Source organism: Nodosilinea sp. LEGE 07088 (assembly GCF_015207395.1).
GTDB lineage: Bacteria > Cyanobacteriota > Cyanobacteriia > Phormidesmidales > Phormidesmidaceae > Nodosilinea.
On the sequence record NZ_JADEWX010000005.1, the window covers coordinates 62,814 to 89,095 of the forward strand.

The 26,282-nt window shown below is 53.6% G+C and carries 26 protein-coding genes and 1 pseudogene; 11 read left to right on the forward strand and 16 right to left on the reverse strand.

From position 1 onward, the window contains the following. Positions 1–52 precede the first annotated feature (52 nt). The 3 genes from fbp (at position 53) to opcA (ending at position 4,422) form a co-directional block, all read left to right on the forward strand. Positions 53–1,108, forward strand: coding sequence for a class 1 fructose-bisphosphatase (gene fbp / locus IQ254_RS02805; RefSeq protein WP_193964120.1), 1,056 nt, complete (start codon positions 53–55; stop codon positions 1,106–1,108). Positions 1,109–1,478: 370 nt separating this feature from the next. Continuing rightward, entirely contained in the window at positions 1,479–3,017 is a 1,539-nt protein-coding gene (zwf, locus tag IQ254_RS02810) for a glucose-6-phosphate dehydrogenase (protein WP_193964122.1), read from the forward strand. A 70-nt stretch (positions 3,018–3,087) separates the two neighbouring features. Further along, complete coding sequence (opcA, locus tag IQ254_RS02815) at positions 3,088–4,422, forward strand: glucose-6-phosphate dehydrogenase assembly protein OpcA (protein ID WP_193964124.1); 1,335 nt, start codon at positions 3,088–3,090, stop codon at positions 4,420–4,422. 184 nt (positions 4,423–4,606) lie between these two features. Here the strand turns inward: opcA and IQ254_RS33425 are convergent. After that, positions 4,607–4,723 (reverse strand): annotated as a pseudogene (locus IQ254_RS33425) (S8 family serine peptidase); the annotation flags it as partial. Between the two features lie 314 nt (positions 4,724–5,037). Between IQ254_RS33425 and IQ254_RS02825 the strand changes: the two are divergent. Then, positions 5,038–5,637 (forward strand): Uma2 family endonuclease, encoded by a 600-nt coding sequence (locus IQ254_RS02825; protein WP_193964126.1) that lies wholly within the window; start codon positions 5,038–5,040, stop codon positions 5,635–5,637. Between the two features lie 272 nt (positions 5,638–5,909). Then, positions 5,910–6,224, forward strand: a complete 315-nt coding sequence (locus IQ254_RS02830) for a hypothetical protein (RefSeq protein ID WP_193964128.1) — start codon at positions 5,910–5,912, stop codon at positions 6,222–6,224. 121 nt (positions 6,225–6,345) lie between these two features. Here the strand turns inward: IQ254_RS02830 and msrB are convergent, their stop codons facing one another. Beyond that, positions 6,346–6,861, reverse strand: coding sequence for a peptide-methionine (R)-S-oxide reductase MsrB (msrB, locus tag IQ254_RS02835; protein WP_278000290.1), 516 nt, complete (start codon positions 6,859–6,861; stop codon positions 6,346–6,348). A gap of 189 nt (positions 6,862–7,050) precedes the next feature. Here msrB and IQ254_RS02840 point away from each other — a divergent pair, with 189 nt between their 5' ends. After that, the gene (locus IQ254_RS02840) at positions 7,051–8,271 is read left to right on the forward strand and encodes a DUF4336 domain-containing protein (RefSeq protein ID WP_193964130.1); all 1,221 of its coding nucleotides are present in this window, start codon (positions 7,051–7,053) and stop codon (positions 8,269–8,271) included. A 103-nt stretch (positions 8,272–8,374) separates the two neighbouring features. On the opposite strand, the gene IQ254_RS02845 is transcribed toward IQ254_RS02840, so the two are convergent. The 3 genes from IQ254_RS02845 to IQ254_RS02855 form a co-directional block, all read right to left on the reverse strand. Further along, positions 8,375–8,995 carry a hypothetical protein gene (locus tag IQ254_RS02845; RefSeq protein WP_193964132.1) on the reverse strand — a complete coding sequence of 207 codons (621 nt, stop codon included), beginning with the start codon at positions 8,993–8,995 and terminating at the stop codon, positions 8,375–8,377. 78 nt (positions 8,996–9,073) lie between these two features. Next, positions 9,074–9,862: a YoaK family protein gene (locus tag IQ254_RS02850; RefSeq protein WP_193964134.1), complete on the reverse strand. Its 789-nt coding sequence runs from the start codon at positions 9,860–9,862 to the stop codon at positions 9,074–9,076. 200 nt (positions 9,863–10,062) lie between these two features. Further along, complete coding sequence (locus IQ254_RS02855) at positions 10,063–10,845, reverse strand: antibiotic biosynthesis monooxygenase (RefSeq protein ID WP_193964136.1); 783 nt, start codon at positions 10,843–10,845, stop codon at positions 10,063–10,065. Positions 10,846–11,500: 655 nt separating this feature from the next. Here IQ254_RS02855 and IQ254_RS02860 point away from each other — a divergent pair. Then, positions 11,501–12,943, forward strand: coding sequence for a nucleobase:cation symporter-2 family protein (locus IQ254_RS02860; RefSeq protein WP_193964138.1), 1,443 nt, complete (start codon positions 11,501–11,503; stop codon positions 12,941–12,943). Between the two features lie 290 nt (positions 12,944–13,233). Beyond that, positions 13,234–15,165: an iron uptake porin gene (locus IQ254_RS02865; protein ID WP_228040027.1), complete on the forward strand. Its 1,932-nt coding sequence runs from the start codon at positions 13,234–13,236 to the stop codon at positions 15,163–15,165. A 201-nt stretch (positions 15,166–15,366) separates the two neighbouring features. Here the strand turns inward: IQ254_RS02865 and IQ254_RS02870 are convergent, their stop codons facing one another. After that, positions 15,367–15,555: a CPXCG motif-containing cysteine-rich protein gene (locus IQ254_RS02870; protein ID WP_193964141.1), complete on the reverse strand. Its 189-nt coding sequence runs from the start codon at positions 15,553–15,555 to the stop codon at positions 15,367–15,369. A 283-nt stretch (positions 15,556–15,838) separates the two neighbouring features. Here IQ254_RS02870 and IQ254_RS02875 point away from each other — a divergent pair, with 283 nt between their 5' ends. Next, the gene (locus tag IQ254_RS02875; RefSeq protein WP_193964143.1) at positions 15,839–16,387 is read left to right on the forward strand and encodes a hypothetical protein; all 549 of its coding nucleotides are present in this window, start codon (positions 15,839–15,841) and stop codon (positions 16,385–16,387) included. Positions 16,388–16,393: 6 nt separating this feature from the next. Here IQ254_RS02875 and IQ254_RS02880 read toward each other — a convergent pair whose 3' ends face one another. Both IQ254_RS02880 and IQ254_RS02885 read right to left on the reverse strand, forming a co-directional pair. Beyond that, the gene (locus IQ254_RS02880; RefSeq protein ID WP_193964145.1) at positions 16,394–16,798 is read right to left on the reverse strand and encodes a DUF2721 domain-containing protein; all 405 of its coding nucleotides are present in this window, start codon (positions 16,796–16,798) and stop codon (positions 16,394–16,396) included. A 71-nt stretch (positions 16,799–16,869) separates the two neighbouring features. After that, positions 16,870–17,874 (reverse strand): phosphoribulokinase, encoded by a 1,005-nt coding sequence (locus tag IQ254_RS02885; RefSeq protein ID WP_193964147.1) that lies wholly within the window; start codon positions 17,872–17,874, stop codon positions 16,870–16,872. Between the two features lie 755 nt (positions 17,875–18,629). On the opposite strand from IQ254_RS02885, the gene petH reads away from it, so the two are divergent. Both petH and IQ254_RS02895 read left to right on the forward strand, forming a co-directional pair. Further along, complete coding sequence (gene petH / locus IQ254_RS02890) at positions 18,630–19,889, forward strand: ferredoxin--NADP reductase (protein WP_193964149.1); 1,260 nt, start codon at positions 18,630–18,632, stop codon at positions 19,887–19,889. A 207-nt stretch (positions 19,890–20,096) separates the two neighbouring features. Then, positions 20,097–21,407, forward strand: a complete 1,311-nt coding sequence (locus tag IQ254_RS02895) for a homoserine dehydrogenase (RefSeq protein ID WP_193964151.1) — start codon at positions 20,097–20,099, stop codon at positions 21,405–21,407. Positions 21,408–21,456: 49 nt separating this feature from the next. Here IQ254_RS02895 and IQ254_RS02900 read toward each other — a convergent pair whose 3' ends face one another. The 8 genes from IQ254_RS02900 to IQ254_RS02935 all read right to left on the reverse strand — a co-directional run bounded on the left by IQ254_RS02900 (position 21,457) and on the right by IQ254_RS02935 (position 26,032). Then, complete coding sequence (locus IQ254_RS02900; RefSeq protein ID WP_193964153.1) at positions 21,457–22,503, reverse strand: hypothetical protein; 1,047 nt, start codon at positions 22,501–22,503, stop codon at positions 21,457–21,459. Positions 22,504–22,872: 369 nt separating this feature from the next. After that, entirely contained in the window at positions 22,873–23,157 is a 285-nt protein-coding gene (locus tag IQ254_RS02905) for a hypothetical protein (protein ID WP_193964155.1), read from the reverse strand. Between the two features lie 2 nt (positions 23,158–23,159). After that, positions 23,160–23,699, reverse strand: a complete 540-nt coding sequence (locus IQ254_RS02910) for a DUF6036 family nucleotidyltransferase (protein ID WP_193964157.1) — start codon at positions 23,697–23,699, stop codon at positions 23,160–23,162. Beyond that, on the reverse strand, positions 23,683–23,886 hold the full coding sequence (locus IQ254_RS02915; RefSeq protein WP_193964159.1) for a hypothetical protein: 204 nt from the start codon (positions 23,884–23,886) through the stop codon (positions 23,683–23,685). The genes IQ254_RS02910 and IQ254_RS02915 overlap by 17 nt, the downstream gene beginning before the upstream one ends. Positions 23,887–24,125: 239 nt before the next feature. After that, the gene (locus IQ254_RS02920; protein WP_193964168.1) at positions 24,126–24,533 is read right to left on the reverse strand and encodes a PIN domain-containing protein; all 408 of its coding nucleotides are present in this window, start codon (positions 24,531–24,533) and stop codon (positions 24,126–24,128) included. A 12-nt stretch (positions 24,534–24,545) separates the two neighbouring features. Then, positions 24,546–24,824 (reverse strand): hypothetical protein, encoded by a 279-nt coding sequence (locus IQ254_RS02925; RefSeq protein ID WP_193964170.1) that lies wholly within the window; start codon positions 24,822–24,824, stop codon positions 24,546–24,548. Positions 24,825–24,938: 114 nt separating this feature from the next. Beyond that, complete coding sequence (locus IQ254_RS02930) at positions 24,939–25,412, reverse strand: hypothetical protein (protein WP_193964172.1); 474 nt, start codon at positions 25,410–25,412, stop codon at positions 24,939–24,941. Between the two features lie 44 nt (positions 25,413–25,456). Beyond that, a complete protein-coding gene (locus tag IQ254_RS02935) occupies positions 25,457–26,032 on the reverse strand; it encodes a hypothetical protein (RefSeq protein WP_193964174.1) in 576 nt (191 codons plus the stop codon). Between the last annotated feature and the right edge of the window lie 250 nt (positions 26,033–26,282).

Below are 26,282 nucleotides of genomic sequence, written 5' to 3' on the forward strand. Positions count from 1 at the left end.
ATTGTCGCCCTCCTCGCTGCCGCAGCCCTGCCCTCCACTAAGGAACTCTACGATGGCCGACTATCAACCCACCGACTCTACCTTTGCCCTCGATCGCGACTGCAAAACCCTCTCCCGCCACGTTCTCGAACAGCTCCATAGCTTTGGCCCCGAGGCCCAAGACCTCAGCGCTCTGATGAATCGCATTGCCCTGGCCGGTAAGCTGATTGCCCGCCATCTCAGCCGTGCCGGGCTAATGGAATCGGCCCTAGGGTTTACCGGCGAAACCAACGTCCAGGGCGAAGCCGTCAAAAAAATGGATATCTACGCCAACGACGTGTTCATCTCGGTATTCAAGCAGAGTGGCCTGGTCTGTCGCCTCGCCTCCGAAGAGATGGATAAACCCTACTACATTCCCGAGAACTGCCCCATTGGTCGCTATACCCTGCTCTACGACCCCATCGATGGTTCCTCCAACGTCGATATTAATCTCAATGTCGGTTCGATCTTCTCGATACGTCGCCAGCAGGGGGAAGACCTTGACCAAACCGGGGCCGACCTGCTCCAGGATGGCCAGCAGCAGCTCGCCGCAGGCTACATTCTCTATGGCCCCAGCACGGTGCTGGTCTACTCCATTGGTCAGGGTGTTCACGCCTTTGTGCTTGACCCCAGCCTGGGCGAGTTTATTTTGGCCACCGAAAATATTCAGGTGCCCGCCCACGGCCCCACCTATAGCGTCAACGAAGGTAACTTCTGGCAGTGGGAAGACGCCATTCGCGACTTCACCCGTTATGTGCACCGCCACGATGGCTACTCGGCCCGCTACACCGGGGCGCTGGTGGCCGACTTCCACCGCATTTTGACCCAGGGTGGCGTGTTTCTCTACCCCGGCACCACTAAAAAGCCCGAGGGCAAGCTGCGGTTGCTCTATGAAACGGCACCGTTAGCCTTCCTGATCAAGCAGGCGGGGGGGCGGGCTAGCACCGGCAGCCAAGACATCATGGCGGTGGTGCCGGGCGAAATTCACCAGCGCACCCCCTTTATTGTCGGCAGCAAAGATGATGTTGCGCTGGTGGAGTCCTTTATTCAAGACCAAAGCCGCCGCCAAGATACCCTGGTGGCCAACTAAGGAATTCGCGTTGACAATAAGATCTCGATTCAAGTGGCCAATCCGATATGGACTCCCGCCTGCGCAGGAATGGCATCGGAACTGGATCACTGGCAAGTCCCTGAGGTTATACCCGACGTTAAACCCAGCTTAAGCTGGCTGAGCCATGGTAGGCCTGTAGCCTGAGCTACGCATCTAGGATTGAATTGGTTATTCTGAATACCTTTTGGGACTGGTTGATTAAGACGGTCTATAGTCTGACCAGATTTGTAAAATCTGCTGTCAATATAGATTTCGATTTCTGTTATCCATAGGTTGACCCCATCCGTGGCGATCGCCTTGGCACAAGTCCTGTCAGAGCCAAGTTACTGACCTTTACCTCCTCCGCATTATGGTCTCCTTGCTTGAAAATCCCCTCCGCGTTGGTCTTCAGCAAGACCGCATTCCTGAACCTCAAATTCTGGTGATTTTTGGAGCCTCGGGCGATCTCACCCAGCGTAAAATCGTACCGGCCATCTACCAAATGCGGCGAGAGCGGCGGTTGCCCCCAGAGCTAACCATCGTCGGTGTAGCCCGGCGCGAGTGGAGCCATGACTTTTTTCGTGAGCACCTGCGAGAAGGGGTCGAAGAGTTTGGCAACGGCCTGGGCTTTGAAGCCGTCTGGGAGGATTTTGCCCGGGGGTTGTTCTACTGCCCTGGGGATATCGACGATCCTGAGTTTTACCAGTCCCTCAAGACCTTCCTGGCAGAGCTCGACGAGAAGCGGGGTACCCAGGGTAACCGCGTCTTTTATCTGTCGGTAGCGCCGCGCTTCTTTGGCGAAGCGACCGAGCAACTTGGCGCGGCGGGCATGCTCGACGACCCTAACAAGCAGCGGCTAATTATTGAAAAGCCCTTTGGCAAAGACCTCTCCTCGGCCCGGGTGCTCAACCAGGTGGTACAAAATGTCTGCGACGAGCGCCAAATCTACCGCATTGACCACTACCTGGGCAAAGAAACCGTTCAAAACCTGATGGTGTTTCGCTTTGCCAACGCTATCTTTGAGCCCCTGTGGAATCGGCAGTTTGTCGATCATGTGCAGATTACCGTGGCTGAAACCGTGGGCCTAGAGGGCCGGGCGGGCTACTACGAAACCGCCGGTGCCCTGCGGGATATGGTGCAAAACCACATCATGCAGCTGTTTTGCCTCACCGCCATGGAGCCCCCCAACTCCCTCGATGCCGACAGCATTCGCAACGAAAAGACCAAGGTGTTGCAGGCTACCCATCTCAGCGAGATCAGCGATGTCGATGGTGCTTACCCGGCCGCCGTGCGAGGCCAGTACTCGTCAGGGTGGATGAAGGGCGAGACGGTACCGGGCTACCGCGATGAGGATGGGGCCAGTCCTGAGTCAACCATGCAAACCTTTTGCGCCCTTAAGCTTGAGATCGACAACTGGCGCTGGAAAGGGGTGCCCTTCTACATGCGCACCGGCAAGCGTATGCCCAAGAAGGTCAGCGAGATCTCCATTCACTTTAAGGAGGTGCCCTTTCTGATGTTTCAGTCGGCGGCCCAGCAGGTAAACCGCAACGTGCTGGCCCTGCGCATTCAGCCCGACGAGGGTATTTCCATGCGGTTTGAGGTCAAGACTCCCGGCAACTCGCTGCGGACGCGATCGGTGGATATGGACTTTCGCTATGATGCCGCCTTTGGCCAAGCCAACACCGACGCCTATGCCCGTCTGATCGTTGACTGTATGCTGGCCGATCAAACCCTGTTTACCCGTGGCGACGAGGTAGAGGCCTCGTGGCGACTGCTGACCCCTCTGCTCGAAGCCTGGGACCCCCCATCTGACCCCAAGACAATTCCCATGTATGAGGCGGGTACCTGGGGGCCGCTGGAGGCCGAGTTTTTGTTAAATAAAGACGGGCGGCGCTGGCGACGGCTGTAGATTGCGATCGCCCTCAATTTAGCCCGATTGCTCAATTCCTATTGACCCCTGCCCCCTACATCACCGCACTATGACGACTACGCCTATCGTTGCCCTACAAAAGCCCAAGGATATCTCCATCGACGAGATCGAGTCGGAGCTGCAAAAAATCTGGCACCAGCAGGATTCGGGAGCCCTGACCCCAGCTGCCACCCGCGCCACCACCTTTACCATGGTGATTTACGAGCCCGAGGAAGTGCAGCAGATTTTGGCTGCCCTGGGCTACTACACTGGCTTCATTGACAGCAACCATGGTCCCCAGACCCGGGAGGCCATTCGGCAGGCTCAGGTGGCCTACGAACTGCGCGTGACGGGACGGGTTGACCCGCCTACCCTGGCGCGTCTACGTCAGGAATACGCTCAGCTCTCTGAAGACCAAAAGCTTTATGCCAACTCAGACCAGCGAGGATTTAGCCTGAGCGACTCGATTTCGGCCCACAACCCGTGCCGAATTATTAGCCTCTGCCCTACCTTTGGCGAAGACACTGGGGTGAAGGCCCAGGTTTCGATATACTGCCCGGTACAAAAGAAAGGCTCGGGTAACCTGGTGTGCTGTGAGTACATCAATTTGCGGGGTACCAAGGCTGCCCTAGGGCGAGTCAGCGACCTGATTGCTTCGTTGACCCTGCCAGAGCTACCTAAGTTTGTATGGTGGAAGGCTACCCCCAGCCCTGAACAGCTGATCTTTCAAAACCTGGCCAAATCGAGCAACTGTATCATTGTGGATTCGAGCTACTTCAGCGATGCTGAGGCCGAGCTGCAAAAAATGCAGGATTTAATTGAGTCGGGTACCTACATTGCCGACCTCAACTGGCACCGTTTGGCACCCTGGCAGGAGCTGACAGCCGCTGCCTTTGACCCCCCCGAGCGCCGCGAGTCGCTGATGGACGTAGACCGCATTAGCATTGACTATGAGCAGGGTAACGCGGCCCAGGCGCTGCTATATCTGGGCTGGTTCGCTAGCCGCCTGGGTTGGCAGCCCATTGACCATGTTGATGAAGGGGGCATCTACAATATTGAGAAAGTTCACTTCAAGGGGCCCAACGACCTGTCTATTGAGGCCGAACTGGCGGGCATTCCAGTGGCTGATCTGGGGGAGGTTGTCGGTGACTTGACCGGGCTTCGGATGCTCTCTACCGACAAGAACGCTAACTGCTGCACCATTTTGTGCTCTGAAACGACGGGCTGCATGCGCATGGAAGCCGGGGGTGGAGCCCAGTCTTGTCAGGTGGAGCAGGTCACCGCTCTGTCTGACCAAACGGCCGACTTTATGCTGGGGCAGCAGCTGCAGCGCTGGGGCGAAGACATGCTCTACGAGGAAAGCCTGGCGATGGTGGCGCAGATTATGCATCTGTCGAGAAGTTGACCATTCGCCATCATTAGGCGCTACTGGTGAAAGCCGCTTCATTTTAGGGTGTTTGCACTAGCCTGGCCCCACTGTCCTCGGGGTCAGCAGGGGCCAGGGGCGATAGGGTGCCACTGGCAATTAAGCGGGCTATCAGCAGCTGGCTGTCGATGCGACGGGTTTGTTCTAGCTGTTCTTGGGCCTATAGGGCGGCGACACCGGCAACGTGAGGGGTTGTCATGGTGGTGCCGTTGAGGCTGCGCAACCCACCCCCAGGCCAAGCCGACAGGATATCGACTCCAGGAGCGGCAATATTGACCTGGTTGTTGGCGACTGGCTGAATCAGCGTCATGGGTATCCTGGGGGCGATCGCACGGGTGCGGGGGTCGCGGCGCAGGTCTAGGCGTTCGGTACCCGTTAGGGTGGCCGCTTCTACCGTAAGCGTGGCGGGCTCGACGGGGAGGGCATCAAAGCTGCTGCGTAGGTGCGGGCGGTAGAGACGCTGGCTGAACCAGGGCACGGCACCGGCATCAGGGTTTGAAACAGCAGGCTCAGGGGCGGGTGCGCTTGTAGGCCAGGTCGCCTGTGGCTAGGATGGTGTCAGTGAATTTTTTGCTAGCTTTCTACCTTTTGGTCATGGTTCAAGCTCAGCCCGCCACGCTTACCTTCGCTGACTATTTGGCCCACGACGACGGCACCGATACCCGTTATGAACTCGTGCGAGGGCAGCTCATTGCTATGACCCCACCGACCTGGCAACACCTTCTGATTGCTCGCTATTTAGAGCGTTTATTTGAAGTTCAAATTCAACAGCTCGGTACCCGGTGGCTGGCTCTTCAGGGAGCTGGTCAGCAGGTCAATGACGACACCTCGCGCTTGCCCGATGTCATAGTAGTACCGATAGCTAGTATCCAAGACGATTACCAGAACACGGCTGTGTTGTCTGATGCGGCTATTTTAGCGGTAGAGATTGTTAGCCCTAGCTCTACCGCCGATGATTATTTGCACAAGCTAGCCGAATACGAGGCCAAGGGCATCGCTGAGTACTGGATTGTTGACCCTCTGGCGCTAGGTGCGTCCCGTTATATTGGTACGCCCAAGCATCCTACGATCTCTATCTATCGGTTAGCAGAGGGTGAATATCTAGCACCGCTGCAGTTCCGTGAAGGTGACGTTGTTGAGTCTGCCATTTTCCCTGAGCTGCGGGTCACAGCCCAGGAGATATTCGGCCAATAGATACAGTAGGCCAATAAATCAGTAGGGCAGCGTATCTGCGCGGAAGGACCATTCAGCAACTCCACAAATAACGCAGATGAGGAATGACGGCATTGGATGCCCTGTTGCTGGAGCATGGGTTTGGGGTAAAGGGCTCGGCGTTTGGAGAAAATAGCTCGCCTGGATTAAATCACTCGACGTTTCGAGAAAATTGCTCGACACTTGGAGTAACTTGCTCGGAATCCCGTGTTCTGAGGCTGAAGACAGAGGAATAAGACTGGAAGGAAAGAGGTATGGCTGACCCCGTTACGACAATTACCGCCAGTGCGATCGCATCCCTGGGGTTTCAAAAATTTCTAGAGTCGGGCGCTGGAGAACTGGCCAAAAAATTTACCACCGAAGCGATCGCCAAGATGGATATTTTGCTCAAACGCATCTGGTCGAAGCTCAGCGGCAAGCCTCGCATCGAAGAGGTCAAAACAGCCCTCGACAAAACCGCGAAAATTGGGAACGCTCTGCTGAGGCTCTGCCTCCTGCGACTCGCGGCAGAGCCGCACAGCCGGAATGCCCAGGCAGAGCCTAGTGGACTGTCAAGACTAAATTTGTAGGTTGGGTGGCGCGCTAGCAGAACCCAACAGGGCTGACTGCTGTTGGGTTTCACTTCGTTCCACCCAACCTACAAGAACCTGATTTAGCAGGCAGGGGGATGGCGTCGTATACGCCGCAGCGTTAGGCCTGCTCGGGCACAAACTCCAGTGAGACGCCGTTCATGCAGTAGCGTTGACCGGTGGGTTCAGGCCCATCGGGGAAGACGTGACCCAGGTGGCCGCCGCAGGTGGCGCAGTGAACTTCGACCCGGGTCATGAAGAAGGAGCGATCGGTGGTGGTTGCGATCGCCCCCTCGATTGGCGCATAGAAACTCGGCCAGCCGGTGCCGCTGTTGAATTTGGTGTCGGAGGTGAAGAGCGGGGTGCCACAGCCAGAGCAGTTGTAGGTGCCGGGCTCATAAACCTTGTCAAGGGGGCTGGAGCCAGCCCGCTCGGTACCGTGCTGACGCAGCACGCGAAACTGTTCGGGGGTGAGCTGGTCACGCCACTCGTCTTCGGTTTTGTTGACGGTAAATTGCTCGTTAGAGGTTGCCATAGTGTCGAGTTGATTGGAGAAAACTTCAGCAGTCAGTTGATTTAAGAGCCAGGTGCCGCCTACAACGGCGGTGCCCGCTTCGAGTAGCTTACGTCGCTTCATGGCGAGATCAGTTTAGGGGTAAGGTGAGGCCCGAGCAATGCCTAATGCCTCGTTTTATTTAACTTAACGTATCTTCTGAGAGCCATGCTGATAAGACCCTGAGCATTGCTGCCGATTCCCCTGAATCCCCGTTCTTTAGTACGCTAATGACTACCGTTGATGCTTTTCAGGGATAGCCGCCGGGCCTTTATGTCAGTTGCCACTTCTACCTTGCCGACCCGGAGCGATCGCACCTGGCCCTTTTGGCCCGTGGTGCCCCTCTACCCCTATGGCCAGCGACCTACCCAGCGGGTGGAGGTGGTCAAAGACCAGGTCTGGACCTTTGAGCAATTTCAGGGCATTTTCTACGTGGTGGTGCCCATTCGCATGACGGTGGTGCGATTGGAGCCCAAGGGGTTGCTGGTCTATTCGCCCGTCGCGCCGACCCCCGAATGCATTGCCCTGGTGCGCGAGCTAGAGGAACGCTACGGGCCGGTGCAATATATCATCATGTCGACGGTGACGGGCATCGAGCACAAGGTGTTTGTCGGCCCCTTTGCTCGCCGCTTCCCCTCGGCTCAGGTGTATGTGACGCCCCACCAGTGGAGTTTTCCGCTCAATCTGCCGTTGCCCTGGCTGGGGCTGCCGGGCGATCGCACCCAGCTTTTGCCCCCCGACAGCCGCCAAACCCCCTTTGGCAAGCAGGTCGACTATGCTCTGTTGCCGCCGATTAATCTGGGGTTGGGGCCCTTTGGCGAAACCGCCTGCTTTCACCGGGCCAGCCGCACCTTAATGGTGACCGACGCGATCGTCGCGATTCCAGCCGAACCGCCCGCCATTCTCCAACTTGACCCGTTGCCGCTGTTGTTTCACGCCAAAGACAGCCCCACCGATGCGATCGTTGATACCCCTGCCAACCGCCGCAAGGGCTGGCAGCGAATTGCCCTGTTTGCCTTCTACTTTCGGCCCAGCACCCTAGATGTAGCGACAACCCGTGAAATGTTTAGGGAGGCCCAGCAGGCCCCGGTGCGATCGCGGCGGCACTACTTCGGTCTCTACCCCTTTCGCTGGCAACCCGACTGGCCTCAGTCTTTTGCTGCCCTACATCACCAAGGGCAGTTGCAGGTTGCCCCTATCCTCAAGACCCTGATCTTTAATCGGGGCCCAGAGGAGGTGTTGGGCTGGGCCCAAACCTTAGCGACCTGGCCCTTTGAACGCATTATTCCGGCCCACCTAGAGGCCCCGATTGCGGCTACCCCAGACCAGTTTCTAGAAGCATTTGATTTTTTGCGCGCAGAACTGTCCCCAAACAATGGCCAGAGCATTCCTGAGGCCGACTTTAATCTGCTGCGCCAAATTGAAGCCTTGCTGATCGGTAGGGGCATCGCCCGCCCGCGCCAACCCATGGGCAATGCTGCAGAAAAAACTTGAATCATCTGCTCCAGCCGATGAGCAGGCCCCAATTGAGAATCCTCCTATGTCGCTGCCCTAACGGCATGACTGGCATTCTGGCCAGGGCAATCAAGGGCAGTAGCTATTCAGCGGGTTCTGCTGCCATGGCTGCTTCCATTTTGGCGGAGATTTTCTCTTGGATTTCTTCCATACTGGGCATGAATTCTTTCTTCTTCTCCAACCCTAACTTAATTTTTTCGGCAATTTCTTCGGCAGTGGGGGCCATCTCGTCACCGGCTGCATCGGGTGCGAAGGTGGCCTTGCTCTCAATACCGGCTTTGATTTTCTCAGCGATTTCCTCAGGGGTTGGCATGAACATCTCTTTTTTCTTCATGAAGACCTCTTTCTTTTGCTGTGGAGTAAGGGTGGCAAATAACTCACTTTTAGGCATAGACTTCATCGCCGCTGCGAGTTCTACTTTCTGTTCAGACGTGAGCGCCATTTTTCTAAATGCCTTGCGTAGGCTAACTCCGTTCTGCATGGCTTCTTCAAACTTCTCTTCCTGCTCTGGGAAGAGAATGCTCTCAATTTCAGGCAAATATTTTGACTGCAAGTCTTCCATCAGAGCCTGCTGATCAGCGGTTAAATCAACATCGTTAAAAAAGGGTAGCGAAAAGGGGAACGGCATGGCGCTGGCGGGGCTAGCCACCAGGGTTAGCGCCACTAGCGTACACAGTACAGTGGCTAAAAACTTGCGAAACATGCTGGGATAATCTCCGTACTTCAACACAACTACTGAATATAGTGCTAAATCAAACCTAACAGACCTGACGACAACTGCCTAACCATGATCCGCTGCTTTAAAGTGCTCAGAAAAGGCCAAAACCGCCATAAACGATATCACAATCACCGGCAGCACTAGGCTCCACCAAGTCTCAGAAATTAACACAAAATAGGTGGCGCCCAAGCCCCCCAGGGCGAACCCCAGAATGATGGGCACAACCCGACCCATCCGCTCTATCGACTCTGCTGCCGCCAGTGCTGCTTTCTCATCTCCGGCGGGAGCAAACTTGGATAGGGCTACCTGAACTAAGTCGATAGTGAGCTGAGTGGTGTTGCCGGTCATTACCGTGGTAGGAATGTAGCTTTTGAAAACGCCTTTTGCCTCTTTCATTAAGGCATTTTGAACACCCATAGCAATCACTCCAGTAATGCCAATGGGCAGAATATATTCTTCTTGAATGCTCAAGATAAGCGAGGGAGACAAGTTGACGCCAACGATCAAAAAAACGATTAAGGCCACGGCCTCAGCGGTCAGCAGGCTCGCAAAAACAGGCCAATTTTTCTTGCGAGCATAGCGGGCCAACAGCGACGTGCCTGCCACCGACACCATAAATGCTGGGATCATCAGCAGATGGGTAATGACTGACTCTTCGTCAGCCATCACGAACTCGTAACCCGCCAGGGCAATGTTGCCGGTCACGTGGGCGGTAAAGATGCCGAATAAAATAATGAAGGCAGAGGTATCCACAAACCCTGCGACCCAACTCAACATAAACCCCGCTGGGCCATCGCTCAGCAGGTAGTTGCCCAGGTTGAAATCGGTTTTAGTCGGAGAACTCGCAACCATGGTGAGGAATCTGAACTATCTAAAGTAAGCAGGAATCACAACCTAAGCAATGAGTTGTTGCACCCCTGGAAATGTCAACAACTGGCCTGGGGTAATGGCCAAAACCAGCCGTGAAAGCATGGCGCCACAGCCTTAAAACGACCTGTCAGCCATCATGGAGGGTTCTCGAACCGTCGTCGGTAGCACAGTTGACGATATTTCTACTTGCCATAGGACTTGGTTTTAGGCGTAATCACCTTAACGGTCTGGTAGAGGTGGCTATCTGTTGCGGGTACAAATTCTTCAAGCCCGTCTTCAGCGGTTGCTACGGTCGTGGCTATGGCCAACTGAGGCACTTGGTTCACCTCGCCAAACTCTGCGGTGCTGCCCCAGTTGGCCAAAAGCATGACATGGGGCGTGTCGAGCCCGCTCAGTACCACAACGGTGCGGGGAGATGGGTAAAGCTGCGGTAGCTGGTCTAAGGTAGCCTGAGCGGCAACGACCAGATTGGCCTGGTGCTCAACGGTATCAGCTACAATATCGCTGATTTGCACTAGAGCCATCGTGGCAGGTATCGCCGAGACCATTCCCGGAGGCGATGCTATTTGTTCTACAGCAAAGGAGGCGGTTAATACAGGATCACCTAAGCCCGCACCGTCCTGATCCTTTTTTTTGCCCTTGCTGCTGGTGTATTTTTCGTAATATTTGGGGTAATCTTCCTCACCTCCGCTGGTTAGAGAGGCTTGAAAGGCTTCGTAGCTGGCCTGATCTTGCCACTGACTCAGCTCTACGACCCGTGCCCCATCGAGGCTAGAAAATAGGGCCAGACCATAGAACCCTGGGATGGTTTGGTAAAACGACTTAGCAGTTTTGTAAAAGGCTTTGATACCCGCAGCCTGGGTCGTTGGGGTCGTTTTGTATAGCGAGATGACTGCGATCGCGCCATCGGTGTCGTCAAACCTGATGGGCTCAGCTAACTTGTCTGCCCCAGCTGGGGAGCCCATTAGTATTAAAGCCAGGATCCCCATCCCTAGGATTAACTTGGTCAGCCCCTTAACCATTTTTGTGATCTCCTAGGCAAATTTTTTATAGGCAAATTTTTTATGGCGTCACGCCAGCGCTCATCCTAGCGATAGGGTGTAAAACCACATTGTTGCCCTGTATACGTTTGAATCCTAACCCTAGCCAAACAGGTCAGCAATCAGCCTAGAGCATCGGTACAGTATGGCTAAAAACCCGGTTTCTTTGTCACTGCCCTAACGGCATGACTGGCATTCTGGCCGAGAAACCGGGTTTCTGTACCGGCGTTCTAGGACTCGGCGAGACGGGCAAATTTCCGCAAATACTCGCCTCCCTTGTGCCTTCAATTACAGAATGTACACCTTAAACTTCAATAGAATTTGATGACCTAGTGTATACAGTGCACCGCATGCAGGAATTGTGCGTTTTGAGGCTATGCCCTCAGGGAGTCTAGGCAGTCCGCTAATTCAGTAGGAAAGAAAATCATGGGTGAAAGCGTAAATTTTCTTAAATTCCGAAGTTGTAGTGGGGAAAGAATTTGATTTGTATCCGGGGAAACAAAAAAACTTGGTGTTGGTTGTAATTCTTTGTTAGGTCGTAAAAGTTAAATTTTTTACAAAGTCACTCTTAGGGGGATACATGGCACAGGCAGACCACGGCGCCACCGTCGAGCAGGATATGGACGGTGACAAAATCAATTTTCAGTCTGAGTTGCTCTATGGCTTAAATGATCAGCCGCCGGTTGGGGAGGCTATTTTTGTCGCTTTTCAGCACGTGCTAGCTTCCTTTGTGGGCATTATTACTCCGGGATTGATTATTAGCGGAGCCCTGGGGCTTAGTCCGGCTGATACAGGCATTATTGTCAGCATGTCGTTGTTTGCCAGCGGCATCTGTACCTTTATTCAGTGCCGCCGATTTGGGCCTATTGGGTCTGGTCTACTCAGCTTGCAGGGGACTAGCTTTGCCTTTCTGGGGCCGGTGATTGGCGTCGGTTCAGCGGCTATTGCCAATGGCAGCACGCCTGAGCAAGCGCTGGCGCTGATTTTTGGGGTGTGCTTTTTTGGCTCTGCCGTCGAAATCATCCTGAGTCGATTTTTGCACCTGTTGCAGCAAATTATTACCCCGGTGGTGACGGGGTCGGTGGTGATGATTATCGGCTTGAGCCTGATCAAAACGGGCTTCTTTAGCCTGGCTGGGGGGGCTCCCGCAGTAGCAAACGAAACCTTTGGCAGCACTCAAAACCTACTCTTAGGGGGTCTGGTTTTGGCCATTGTGGTTGCTCTAACGCTCTCCCAAAATCGCTTTTTGCGCATGGGGGCGATCGCGATTGGCCTGATAGTGGGTTATGCCATCTCAATCTTTCTGGGTCTGGTAGACTTTGGCTCCCTCAGTAGCCTGCCCATTGTGCGCTTACCGTTGCCTCTGCGTTACGGTCTGGACTTCAACTTTGCGGCCTTTGCTCCCTTTGTAATTCTCTACGTGATTACGGCTATTGAGACTATCGGTGACCTAACGGCGACGTCAGCTGTTTCTGGTGAACCCGTGGCTGGGCCAATCTATTTTCGCCGCATCAAGGGCGGGGTGCTGGGGGATGGGGTTAACTCGGCCATTGCGGCTGTTCTCAATACCTTCCCCAACACGACGTTTAGCCAAAACAACGGCGTTATTCAAATGACCGGTGTGGGCAGCCGCTATGTAGGCTTTTTCGTCGCCGGTATCTTTGTCATTCTGGGCCTAATTCCCATCGTTGGAGGCATTTTCCAGGTTATTCCCCAGCCTGTTTTGGGTGGGGCTACGATCATTATGTTTGGCTCAATTGCGGTAGCAGGCTTAAACATTGTGGCGTCTACGGGTCTTGACCGTCGTTCCAGCTTGATTGTGGCTGTTTCTCTGGCCCTTGGTCTAGGGGTCGTCTACTCCCCTGATATCTTTGCTGATAAGCCTGCCTTAATCAAAAACGTGTTCTCTTCGGGGATTTCAACCGGAGGTCTGACGGCTATCCTGCTCAATATAATTTTGCCGGGTCGGCCTAGGGTGCCTAGCTTGCGAGAGACATCTGAGGCGGTCGAAGCAGAAGCCTAGCCAAATTTATATGTCCCTGTTGCAAGCCCGTTTGCACCCAGGGCACTACAGATTTTTCCATCGATGCGTCTGGCCTGGGGCTAGGCGATCGGGACTCTCAGCAGTTCCTCTGTCGGGCTCTCCCGACTTTAGGTTAAGTACCGGCTGTTTACCTGGTAGGCATTGACCCCTCACCTTAGACCTCTAGAGGCTAAGACGGTGGGTTAATTAACCGGGTTCCTAGCCACATGAATGTGAGAACTTTGGTGTGAGGATGTGTGATGGTGAATATATTGTCTTTGAGCGCCTCAATGCGCATGGGTTGGTTGGGTTGTGGGCGCGGTCTACTGGCTGCAACCGTGATGCTAATGTCGGCGACAACGGCTTTAGCGAGTGATGCTGAGGCGCTGAAGTCTGACTCGACAGCGGAGACCGATACGCTGGTGGCTGAGTATGGGGCCCTTGGAGTAGAAACTCATCCTTTGGCGCTGGCCTTGGCTGCCCACGAAGACTCGGCACCGTCGGCAGTTTTGGCTGAACCTGACGGCGTGCCGCTGCTGGCCGCTGAGCCTTTGGCAGCATTTGAGCCTACGGAGAATGGTGAGCCCGAGGCCGCTGCTATGTTTCGCGTCAGCGATTTGGAGGCCGGTATTGAGAGTGATGGCACAGTCAACCCTGCTGATGGCTTAGCTCAGATCACTCAGGTTACCGACTTTTCTGATGTTTTGCCCTCTGACTGGGCTTTTCAGGCGCTCAGCAATCTGGTTGAAACCTATGGCTGCATTGAGGGCTACCCCGATCGCACCTTTCGTGGACAGCGCAGCATCACTCGGTATGAGTTTGCCGCTGGGCTCAATGCCTGCCTGGATGTAATTGTAGGCACCCTCAGTACCGGCATCTCAGACGAGGATCTGGCCACTATTCGTCGTCTGCAAGAGGAATTTGCTGCTGAGCTAGCCTCCCTGACCACTCGGGTTGACCAGCTCGAAGCTGAAACTGCTGAGCTGGCGGCCCAGCAGTTTTCTACCGTGACCAAGCTACGGGGGCAGGTGTTCTCTAACCTCGGCATTGGTACCTCCGGGGGAAATGTCCTGGCTGAGGGCGCTAGCATATTCAACCCGGGCCCTCGGGGTACTCCTGTGCGTACGATCACGGGTGACACAGCCTTGACCGTTGGTAACCTACTCTGGCTCAACTTTGACACCTCCTTTAGCGGGGCCGATCGCCTCAAGCTACAGTTGGTAACGGGTAGTGGTACCGCCCCTGCCAACGTCTACGGCTCGGCAGGTCTCTTTAATACCTTTGGCACGCCTTTTGTGTTTCAGACCGGTGCACCAACGGCCTTTGATTTTGCCGTGCGGGAGCTCAGCTATGCCTTTCCGGTGGGAGATAGCCTCACCATTGACATTGGCCCCCGGATTAACTGGTATGCCTACTTCGACAACAACCGCTACACCTTTTTCTTGACTGGAGCCAATAGCTTTAACTCCAGTGGGGGCACCCAGGTCAATGCTGTTGACCGGGGTACGGGTGCGATCGCAGTTTGGGATATTGCCGACTGGCTTGATTTCCGGGTTGGCTACCTGGCTGAAAACACTGAGTTTATTGGCGGCCTTAAGGCTCCCGATGACCCCACTCGGGGTCTGTTTGGTGGCACCAGCACCATCACTGGCCAGCTGGGTATTCGGCCTTTTAACAACTTCAACCTGCGACTGTTGTACACCCGCTCTAACCTGATGCCCAACGGATTGGGGCAAATTGGCGGCACCTTCGGTGAACCGATCTACGGCTTTGCCGATGATGGCGTTGGCGGCCCTTTGACCAATGCCCCTGCCGACACCTTCTTGGTGAACTTTGACTGGACGCCTGTGAGCTGGCTGGGTCTATTTGGCCGCTACAGCTACGGCACGGTTGGGCTGACCTCAGCTACCACCCAGACATCGGTTGGTAGCGTCGATGCCCAGTCGCTTCAGTTTGGCCTCGCTTTCCCCAATCTCTTTAAAGAAGGGGCCCAAGCCACCATTTCCTACCTGGTGCCCTTTAGCGTCATCAACGGACGCCAGTTTCTAGTGTCTGGGGCGGGTGATGGGGGCAGACAGCAGGAGATTGAGCTCTCCTATCGCTACCCGCTGAGCCGCAACATTGCGCTCATGCCGTCGGTCTACTGGATTCTGGAGCCTAATAACTTCAGCAACAATCCAGATATCTTTATCTTCAACCTGCAAACGCAGCTGTCTTTCTAGACTGATTTGTTGCTACACAGGTAGCAAATCATCGCTGCTCAGCCCCGCCTGCGATCAGACGGGGCTTTTTTGTGGCTGGCGCATCTGCCGCCGCCGCGCTTTGCCCTAAACGGCAAAACGCTGTCTAAGCCTCAAAATATCGGGGGTAGAGAGGAAATTTTGCCCGGGGGCAACTGCAGCAGTAATAGTATCGAGGGTGGGTCACTCGACGTAGTCGGTAGCAATCTCGATGCCGAGAGAGAGATCGTCAACGGTGATGTAGAGCTGGTTGGGGCGGCAGCACACCTGGCAGTCTTCGATGTAAGCCTGGGTGAGCCCAGCGGAGAGATCGACAAAAGTGGTGTTGGGCTCGCCACAAAATGCACAGGTGTACTCGGCGGTCGTTTGCATCGTGGTTAATGTTGACAACAGATAGGAACACCGGGCTGCTCAGCGCGTCCTCATTTTGTAGAGGTAGGCTATAAATAACCGCGATGTGATGGTTGCTGGAGCGATCGCATATGATGGTCTTGGTTCGATACCCAGAATCGTTTAGATTGCCAGAAGCCTAATTACAATACTCTATTATTTTCTCTCTATCTCTCATCAGTTATCTACTCCCTTTCTCCTACACAACACTTCTGATACAACACTTCTGATACAACACTTCTGATACAACACTTTGGAGGTCGTCATGAAAGTTACTCCCCTTGCCGTTTTAGCCCTGACCCTAATGCCTGTGACGGCTCTAGTACAAGCCCCGATCGCCCAGGCGCAGCTGTTTGTCTCATCCCCGATTCAGGCCATTACCCCCAATAGTGAACCCCTTTACCTGAATACCGATGCCACGGTTGAACAGTCTCTGCGGACAGGTGCCGCGACCAACCTCAATGGACGCAATATCCCCGCCGGGTCAACGGTGCGCGGTCGGTTTGAGCCTGCCGAGGGTGGGGTGCGCTATGTGGCCACGGCTGTTGAAGTGGGTAACCAGGTCTATGCCATCAACGCCAGTTCTGAACTGCTGCGCGACATTAAAGACCCCAGAGAAACCAATACGGGCGCTATTCTCACGGATGCGGGCATTGGGGCAGCGGGAGGAGCGGCTCTGGGAGGCATCTTTGATCGCATTTCCATTGGCAGCATTGTCGGTGGAGCTGCTGCGGGGGCCGTTATCGGCAACGTCACGGCCCAGCGGGTTGTCGTCGTTGAGCCCAACCAAACCCTCACGCTTAAGAGTCAGTAGCCTGGCTTACTCTCGGGGCAGACGACATTTGGCATCAATATCGGCCAACTCGGCCTCAATGGCCTGGGTGCTAATGGCGATCTCGTACAGCGAGGTCAACAGCGACGCCGTCAATAGCACCAGACTGAAGCCAAAAAATACCTCTGCCAGCCGCTGTTGAGCGATAAACAAAGCCAGCATCGATAGGGTACAGGTGGTAAAACTCGACACGGCCAAAGCCTGCATCAGGCGAATCAGCGCAATCCGCTGACGTAGATTAGCAATCTGGCGCTGTACCATGCTTTGAAAGTAGTCTCGCTCCGAGCTATGGAGCTGGCGGATCAGCTGAGCTAGCACCAAAAAGCGGTTGGTATAGGCCAGCAGCAGCAGCGAAATCGCGGGAAACAGCAGGGCTGGGGTAGTCAGTTCCATAGGTAAAAAAAGAGAGGACACCCTGTATTGGCAATCCTCTCTTTATTAAGCCAGATAGATTAGGCTGTGGCCTAAACCGTAGTTGCGACTTCGCGCTCGGTCGCCATCAGGCGCTCGTAAGTAGCGCGCATTTTCAGACCAACCAGCACCTGGAACAGACCACTACCGTTGGTTGAACCCGGATATTCTCGGTGCTTAAGCAGCAGCTCGGTCATTTCGCCGTAGTACTTGGTCGAGGTGTTGCTGAGGTGGCTCTCGATGTAAATCAGCTCTTCAAGGCGATCGAACTGACCGTCAACCTCCAGAACTGAAACCTCATGCCCGTAGTAAGAATCGGGGCCGTAGTGCATGCGAATGCCCGGGTAAGAGCAGGTCAGCTTGCGGCCACAGGGAATCCAATCGATGGTTGAACCCTCGTCAAACAGGTAAACGGGGTCAAAGCCTGCAATCCCCTCTCGCTGCATCAGGCGTACCCGCAGCACCTTCTTCTCTTCATCGTTGGGAATGAGCTGGGTGGGAAGAATCTGAATCACCACATCGGCATACTGCTTTTGGATGTCGATGTAGGCTTCGAAGTCAGGCCGACGAGCGTTAATCGAGGCCAACACATCCTCATAGGTGTGACCCCGCTCGGCCATGTCGCGCTGAATCTTCCAGGCGATTTTGACTTCGTCGCTGATGTCGAGGTAAACGCTGAAATCAATCAGACCGCGGACGCGCTCGTCGTAGAGGGGATGGAGCCCTTCAATCACAACGATGCGGTTGGGGTCAACTCGCTCAGGGGGATCCAGCTCACCGGTTTCGTGGTTATAGATGGGCTTATCGATGCTGTTGCCTGCTTTCAGAGCCTTGATCTGTTCGTACATCAGATCAAAGTTGTTGGCCTTAGGGTTGAGGGCTGTCACCCCTGCTGCTTTACGCTGCTTGCGATCGAGGCTGTGGTAATCATCTAGACAGATGACAGTCATGAACTCAGCACCGAACAAGTCGCTCAGTCGTCGTAGAAACGTAGACTTACCACATCCAGAGTCGCCAGCGACACCGATCAAAATTACCTTACCTGGCTTGCTGCTCATAAGCTCCCCCTAAACAACCTTTTATAAAACAAAACCCAGCGCTGCAACGCAGCCAGAAAAAGCTATGCCAAACAATTATGCCGGTCTAGCCCACCCTCCAACACCCTTCAACACCCTAGAACAACTGCCCAACAGGGTGAATGACTTGCGAATGTCGCGTCGATAAAGCTCAAGTGCTGTGGCCCAATGGTTCACTCGACACTCTACCTATCACTGTTGACCTGGCCTGGAGACAATTTACCTAAGCCAGAGCACCGACTAGGTTTATACTGCTCGCCAGGTGTAGATCAGTCAAAGACACGGCATCTAGCCGTAGAGGATAAGTATTTCTACCGCAATTAGTCTCATCCTATCAGAAGCTAGTATCCTTCACAACAGTTTTTGCGGGGGGATCAGCTCTGCCAAAGGGCTTTGATATGTTTTTGCTTGGGCAGAGATTTTAGATTAAATTAACGTCTGCTGCTGCAAAGGACACAATCTTTCCCGCAGGATGTTATTAGAGTGCAACCATTCACTGGGGTATAGGCAGCGTTGGGTGCAGAGACAGATGTAGGCTGCTCGGCCTGCGGAGTCTTTGAACCTTCAGCGTGACACCGTCTTACAGTGATACCCTAAGCTAAATGTATTTCTGATGCGCTATTTCTGAGTGAGCCATTGGGCTGGCTGAGCAGGTGCAACAGGATCTATGCGGCGGGTCATGACGGTGTGCTTCCGTCGCACTTAGTTGGGTCTAGAGAGTCACTGAATTTTAGAGTATGTACAATCCAAGTGTGAGCGGCGGAAACGCCAGTACTGTGGCAGGAAGCCGCTTGTTTTTATACGAGGTTCAGGGTCTGCGTCAGAGCGCAGCAACCGACCAGATGAACAACCCCATTCGCACGAGTGGCAGTGTTTTTCTCACGGTGCCCTACGCCCGTATGAACCAGGAGATGCAGCGGATCACCCGCATGGGCGGCAAGATTGTGAGCATCCGACCGATTGAAAAGGTGGGAACTGCGAGCAATGTTGAACCAACGCCAATTAAAGCTCCTGTGGCTGTGTCTGCCGAGGCTGCTGCCCCAGCCGAGACCGCGCCCACCACAACCAAGAAAAAGCCCATGACTCAAGCCGCACAAAAGCCTGGTGCCAGTGTGCCCATTAACCTCTACAAGCCCAAAGACCCCTATGTCGGCAAGGTATTGTCGAACGAACCATTAGTTCGAGAGGGCGGTTCAGGGATTGTACAGCACATTACCTTCGACCTATCGGAGGGTGATCTTCACTACGTAGAGGGTCAGAGTATTGGTATTATTCCGGCTGGTACCGATGATCAGGGTAAGCCCCACAAGCTGCGCCTCTACTCAATTGCCTCGACCCGCCATGGCGATAACCTAGAAGACAAAACTGTGTCGCTCTGTGTGCGCCAGCTTGAATATAAGCATCCCGAAACAGGTGAGACGGTCTATGGTACCTGCTCTACCTATCTGTGCCATATCGAGCCTGGGGCCGATGTGAAAATTACTGGGCCAGTGGGCAAAGAAATGCTGCTGCCCGATGACCCTGAGGCTACTGTCATCATGCTGGCGACGGGAACCGGGATCGCTCCCTTCCGCGCCTATCTGTGGCGCATGTTTAAAGCAGCCGAGCGCCAGAAAAATCCCGACTATCAGTACAAGGGCATGGCCTGGCTGATCTTTGGTGTGCCCTATACTCCCAATATCCTCTACAAAGAAGAGCTGGAGCAGATACAAGAGCAGTATCCCGACAACTTTAAGCTCACCTACGCCATCAGCCGCGAACAGCAGAATGCTGAGGGTGGCCGCATGTACATTCAGCACCGCGTAGCTGAGCATGCTGACGAACTCTGGGAGCTGATGCAGAAGCCCAACACTCACACCTATATGTGTGGTCTGAAGGGGATGGAAGACGGCATTGATGAAGGTATGACCGTCGCGGCCACCAAGCATGGCGTCGATTGGATTGAGTTCCGTAAGCAGATGAAGAAAGAGCACCGTTGGCACGTGGAGACCTACTAGGTCTTGGGATGACGGGAATCTTGGTAGGGGTGAATGGCTGTTCGCCCCTATAGGAAAGATCAATGGGTAACTTGTTGCATCAATTGATCTTAGAAAAGGGAAGGGCTAAAACTCTTCCCTTTTTTGTTACCTAGCGGTATCGGTCTCCAGGTGAGGCAACAATCCCTTTACAATTGGGCATAGCGATCGCGGTAAGGAATTCAGGCTATGCGTGTTGGGCTGCTGGGGCTAGGAACGGTAGGGGCGGGGACAGCCAAGATTTTGCTCGACCCGGCCCATCGCCATCCCCTGGTAGGCCAGATTGAGCTGGCCAAGGTGGGGGTGCGAAATCTGCACAAAACCCGTGCTGTGGCGCTGCCCCCCAAATTGATGACCACCGACCTGGAGGGGATTGTGGCTGACCCTACCATCGATGTGGTGGTGGAAGTACTGGGGGGGCTGGAGCCGGCGCGATCGCTGATTCTCAAGGCGATCGCCCAGGGCAAGCACGTGGTCACCGCCAACAAAGCGGTGATCGCCCGCTACGGCGACGAAATCTTTACCGCCGCCAATGAGGCCGGAGTTTACGTACTGCTAGAGGCGGCGGTGGCGGGCGGCATTCCGGTGATTCAGCCGCTCAAGCAGGCCCTGGGGGTAAACCGCATCCACGCCGTGACGGGAATTATCAACGGCACCACTAACTACATTCTCACCCGCATGCAGCGAGAGGGGGGTGACTTTGAAGCGATTTTGGCCGATGCCCAGCGCCTGGGCTACGCCGAGGCCGACCCCACCGCCGATGTGGACGGGCTGGATGCCGCCGACAAGATCGCGATTTTGGCGTCGCTGGCCTTTGGCGGTCGCATTAAGCTATCGGAGGTGTATAGCGAGGGCATTCGCCACGTCACCGCCGCCGACATTGCCTATGCCGATCGCCTCGGGTTTGTGATCAAGCTACTGGCGATCGCCCGTCGCGACGGCGAGTTTGACGAGACCTCTGACCAGGCGCTAGACCAGCTCCAGCTGCGGGTGCACCCGACGCTGGTGCCGGTGAGCCACCCCCTGGCCTCGGTCAACGATGTCTACAACGCTATTTTGATCGAGGGCGACCCGATTGGCCAGGTGATGTTCTTTGGCCCTGGGGCTGGAGAGGGGCCAACCGCCAGCGCCGTGGTGTCTGACCTGCTGAATCTGGCGGCGAACCTGAAGGCGGGGACGACGCCCCAGGCCACCAACCCGCTACTGGCCTGTAGCCACCAGCACTACTGCAAGGTTAGCCCCATGGCCGATATTGTCAGCCGCTTCTACGTGCGCCTGCTGGCGGAGGATGAGCCGGGGGTGATTGGCAAGCTGGGCTTGTGTTTTGGCCGCCACCAGGTAAGCCTGGAGTCGATTGTGCAGATTGGTCAGCACGACACGCGGGCGGAGATTGTGATCGTCAGTCACGAGGTCACCGAGGCGAATTTTCAAACCGCGCTGGATGAAATTCGAGGCTTTAGCGAAATTCACAGCGTACCCAGCGTGCTACGGGTGCTGTAGGGGCGATACGCAGCCGCCATTTTTAAGCCAGATCTCAGATCGCTTGAAGCTACTGCAACGCCTTCCACTGCTGAATCACGGTTTGGAGGTCGGGGGGCAGACTGTCGAGACTACCCGCGGCATATTCAACGACGCCCCTGCGAGTCATCAGCTCAACCAGCGGAGCATCGGTATCTTTGGGCTGATAGCGAATGCCATCGACATGGGCAAAGTTAGACTGTTCGAGCCGCTGCCACATCACCTCTGTGCGAGACTGCCCCACCGTTGTAATCGTGCGGTCTAGGACCTCACCCTCACGAGAGCGAATCTGGAAGAGGCGGCCATCGGCTTCTAGCATGACGACTTCTCTGATGCCAGAGTCATGGCGAATGATGCTCTGAACGCTGGTTTCATCGCCAAGGTCTTGCGGATAGCCCCGGGGAATGAACATAGGTACGGCAGTACCGCCACTCGCTGTTGCGTTGAGGCGGACGGTTTCGCCCCTGCTGTCGGTGTGGTAAATCCAGTACTGCTCGCCATCGCTAAGGACGGCCCGCCAGCCCGAAATCGCCACCTCTGTGCACATTTCAGTTGCCGTCGCCAGTCCGTAGCAGCCGCCCCAAATTTGCGGCTCAGCGGCGATGATTTCCAGGCGGCGCGATGGATTGAGGCCGTCGCGTTCAGCTGTTGCAAAGATGCGATCGCGAACCGATTCTGGCAGGCTTTGCTCGGCCTCTGACCGCCGGATTTGATCGCCGGTCAGATCGCTGCGATAGAGGTAGCGCTGGCCGGTTTGGGGGTTGATCACCTCAACTTGCCAGCCCTCCGTTAACGCAGCCAAGCAGGATTCGGCAGGCCCTCCCAGACCCAAACAGCCATCTGAGAAGGTTTCCCGACTGTATTGACTTATCACGAGCTGCTCAGCGGGAATGTCTAACTGACTGGCCAGGTCGGCTTTGATGCGATCGCGGACCGTCTCTGGCAAGGGCTCATTGAGGGTTTCCTCAGTTCTAACCGCGGGGGGAGAATCTGGCGTAGACGAGGCTGGTTCCGGGGGCACCGTGCAGGATAGCAACAGGGTGGCTCCGAGCAGTAATGGTGTGAGGTGAGTGATCATAATGTTCGTTGCTCATGGCGCCATAGCTTCAACTTAGCCGCGGCAGAGACGATAGTAGGCCTCGTTACCGAAATTGCTACTCAGCGATCGCGATTTCCCCCGGCCAACCGCACAAGCTGAACTTGCCCCGCTCGCTCGTCAATTTGGTTCTGAAGGTGCTTTGACAGTTAACCTCGTCTGCTGATACTGCCCTCCCCTTACGGGTTGAACATTCCGATGCGGACATCTACCTGAACACTGGCAGGGAAAGGATTAAAGAGTCATCCCCCTGAACGACTTCGAGTTGCGCGTCTAACGGTGAAGTTGTGCGGCGGCAGACAAACTTGAATTCTCACCGATATCTTTACGTTCCCCCGCTCCAACCCATTGTTAGGTGGCATTAGCAAGTTCTAGTGCATTGCAAAAGCTGTTGAGACTGCTCAATAAAGCATTGTAGTAAGGATAAGCATCGTCTCGTTCATTTTGTAAATGGTTGTACAGTGTGAGCTCTGGTTCGGAAATTAAGTGACTTGCGGGGAAATTTAAGCCTGCTTCAATTAAGCGTGTTGATGCGATCGCAATCAACAACGCTCCAATGGTTTCAAAGTTGCCATTGTGAAAATCCTCAAGTCCAGGCAAGATTAATTCTGACCCTGGTAATTCCTGCAATTCCATAGCTACTTTTCTCCTAGTGATGCTTGCTCAATAAATTTATTAACTTTACCCTTCAAGATCTCAGGGTTAAGCGAGGGAAAACGAATTAAATCAGGCTCAATAGCGCTTAGGCAATCACGCAAACCTTCTAACGAAAATAATCTCTGCGCATACATAGCCCGAACATCATTTAGGTCACGATCATATCCCCTTGAGAGTTTAGAAAGTGCTTGAGCAGTAAAGTCATAATGATAGAACGAAATTCTGCCGCGCTTGCCAATAAACACGCTTCTATCACGCCACCCTGGAAGGGGTGGCAAAAAATCCTGAGGTGAAGCAAGCTCAATGTTAATGTTGAGTTCTTGCTTGAGTTTAGCAATCGCTTGAAAAATTCCTGCTGGTTCAGGGTCTAAGCGAATATCAATATCAACGGTAGAACTTCGCCAGCCAATCAATAAAGCACTGGCTCCTCCTGTGAAATAGACGGAGCCCGAACTACGAGCTTCTCTGCCGAGAATTTCCATAAGCAGCTCTATCTTCTCAGGATCAATAGTTGAGCGCATAGTTAGAATAAGAACGAGCCATTGCTGAAACTGCAAGTTTGGCAAGAATATCTGGAGAACGGGAAAATGCTTCATCCCAACGGCGCTCATCCTCAATTTCCTCTAGGATGATTGAAGCAATTGCGTTCTGCTCACTTTCAGGTAGAGCCTGCAACCTGGCGATCGCACGCTCAAGCAACTCAGTCATTGGTACCCCACTCGGCACTTTATAATTATACTATCCATTATTGCTGCTCTCAGGCAGATTGAGCATAGACCGAACACGCTGTTGAAAGGCGGGTAGACCACCCTGATTCTGCCAATGTTGTTGAAAATGCTCGATTACACCTCTGCAAAGAATTGAGCTGCATAACGGTGAAGTTGTGCGGCGGCAGGTAAGCTCGAACCTGCACCGATAACCTTTGTACCGTCCGCACTAACGCAGTGTTAGCTAGCTGGCGGCAGGAGTCTAATAAATCCCTCCTGCTCAAAATGGCGATCTGTCGTCAATCCATCGGTTATTCCCCACTGGCGCATCAGGATAAAGCTAACTGCATCGCATAAGGAATACCCCTTGTCCTGCCGAGTAAGCAAAAGCTGCATAGCTTCTCGGTGCAGTTGCTCATCAACCCAAACCGTTTCAATGTCTGGGTTATCAACCAAATCAACTACAAACTCTAAAACCTTAGTCCGAGGAAGGCGGCGAATCAGGGCGAGGGCCACCAACTCAGCCAGGACATGGCTGTGAGTCAAAAGCCCACTGGTTGAATCATCGACGAGTTGCACAGCTTTTTCATGTTGTGGCTCATCACGATGCAAGTAGCACAGTAAGCCAGATGTATCTAAAAGCACCAAGAGACTCCGCCATTAATACTCATCGGCATAAGCTTTGGCAAGGTCTGCATCAATTGCTTCGTTGTTTGTACCCGTTGCGTACCCTAAACTGATTGCCCCTGCATGACTTTTAAACTTCTGCCGTGCCTGCTCTTGTTGCTCTACAGACAGCATCACTTTGCTAGCTACCGCGCCCTGTCTGCTTAGAATGGTAACTATCCACTCTGTTATAGAGATGCCTACTGCACTAGCCTTGCGCTGTAGGTCAGCGTAGGCTTCATCACTTATTTCTAGAGTTAACTGCTGGCTCATAGGTGGATTCCAGGCAACTTGAGCGACATAGAGTTATTATACCCTCACTAAAGATGCCCGAATTGCCAACTTGGTAGAATGCATCTTTAGCACCTATGGATTGCACGTGGCACATTATCGGATCAACTTAGGATCGACCGTGCTCAAGTAGCTGTGGAAAACCTGTTGAGCAGTTTTATGATCACCTTCTGGAGTCATATCGCACAGCCACCAAATAGGACTGCTTTGATAACATCTGGGCTGATCGGTAGCAATCAATCGGCCAAGATGCTCACAATTCCAGCCAGGTAGGGTATATTCCCAATCCGCAAAAATACTAAGAGCGTGCCTAAGGCGCTTAATGGTTTTATCTGGTGGAAAAGCAAGATCCTCAATGCCAACAACAAACCTTGTGTCACTTCGTTCGAAAGGACACAGCCCCTGACCTGGGTCAAAAATGTAAGTGTCGGACAGGCCAATCCCATAATGCCAAAAAGGGTCAGGTAGATTCTGCCAATTAAGCAATTGCCCATATCGATCACTGGACGGATCGACTAGAGAAGTAATCGCCTCTATGGTCTTTTTAACTTGATCAGAAGATACAGACATAGCTGATTTCTCATTTTTGTCAAGCTTTCTAAATGTAAATTTTATTATTTTTGGGGTTCTAAAATAGGTAAGCTTTGACCAGTCATCAATTTCATCAGTTCTTCCCTGACCTTGAAATTATTACCAGTAGCAATGCAGCTATTCAGTTTGTTGAGAATGTGATCCCTGATGTTGTAATGGATAGAGTATTCTCTCTTAGAATGCTTGAAAACTGAAACTTTGTTGTTGAACATCGTGATTACTGCATAGACGAACTTGAGATCATGCAATGAATCTGCGTGGGTGATTTGAATCGCAAGTAGTTTGAGTTGCTTTGAAAGCTCATAAGCTTGCTCTTGAGTTAGGCCATGATCCTTATAATGAAAAAGAACTATTTCAGATAACCACTGAGCATGTTTAGCAGTATTTTGAATATCATGTTGCGCCTTCTCAACTGGATACAGTATTCGATCAAGAAGCAATTGCTTTACATACTCATCCTTCAAGTTAGAATTCTCAATGATCTGAAGCTCCTTCATCCGGCGCTCATGCTCACGCCTATCCTTAGCTCCCATCTCCTCGATTATTGAATCTAGAAGCCCTGCGATCATAGGGACTGACATATCAATGCCTGAAATCATGAATAAATTATCCTGTAGAAATAAATCAAGCTACTAGGAGAGTTATGAAGCGCAATTCGTCAATCTGACATCAAACTATGACTAATCTGCAAGTCATACTGGCTCTTCCGGATCCAGGGTGGTAATTGTATAATGAGTTACGTTTAGGGGGATTGACATCATGGACTTTCACCTAGATACGCTGCTTAATTTTCCTAATGCAACCGTCGAGCAGTGCATTCAGGAGGCCGGAGAGATATTTCTGACATTG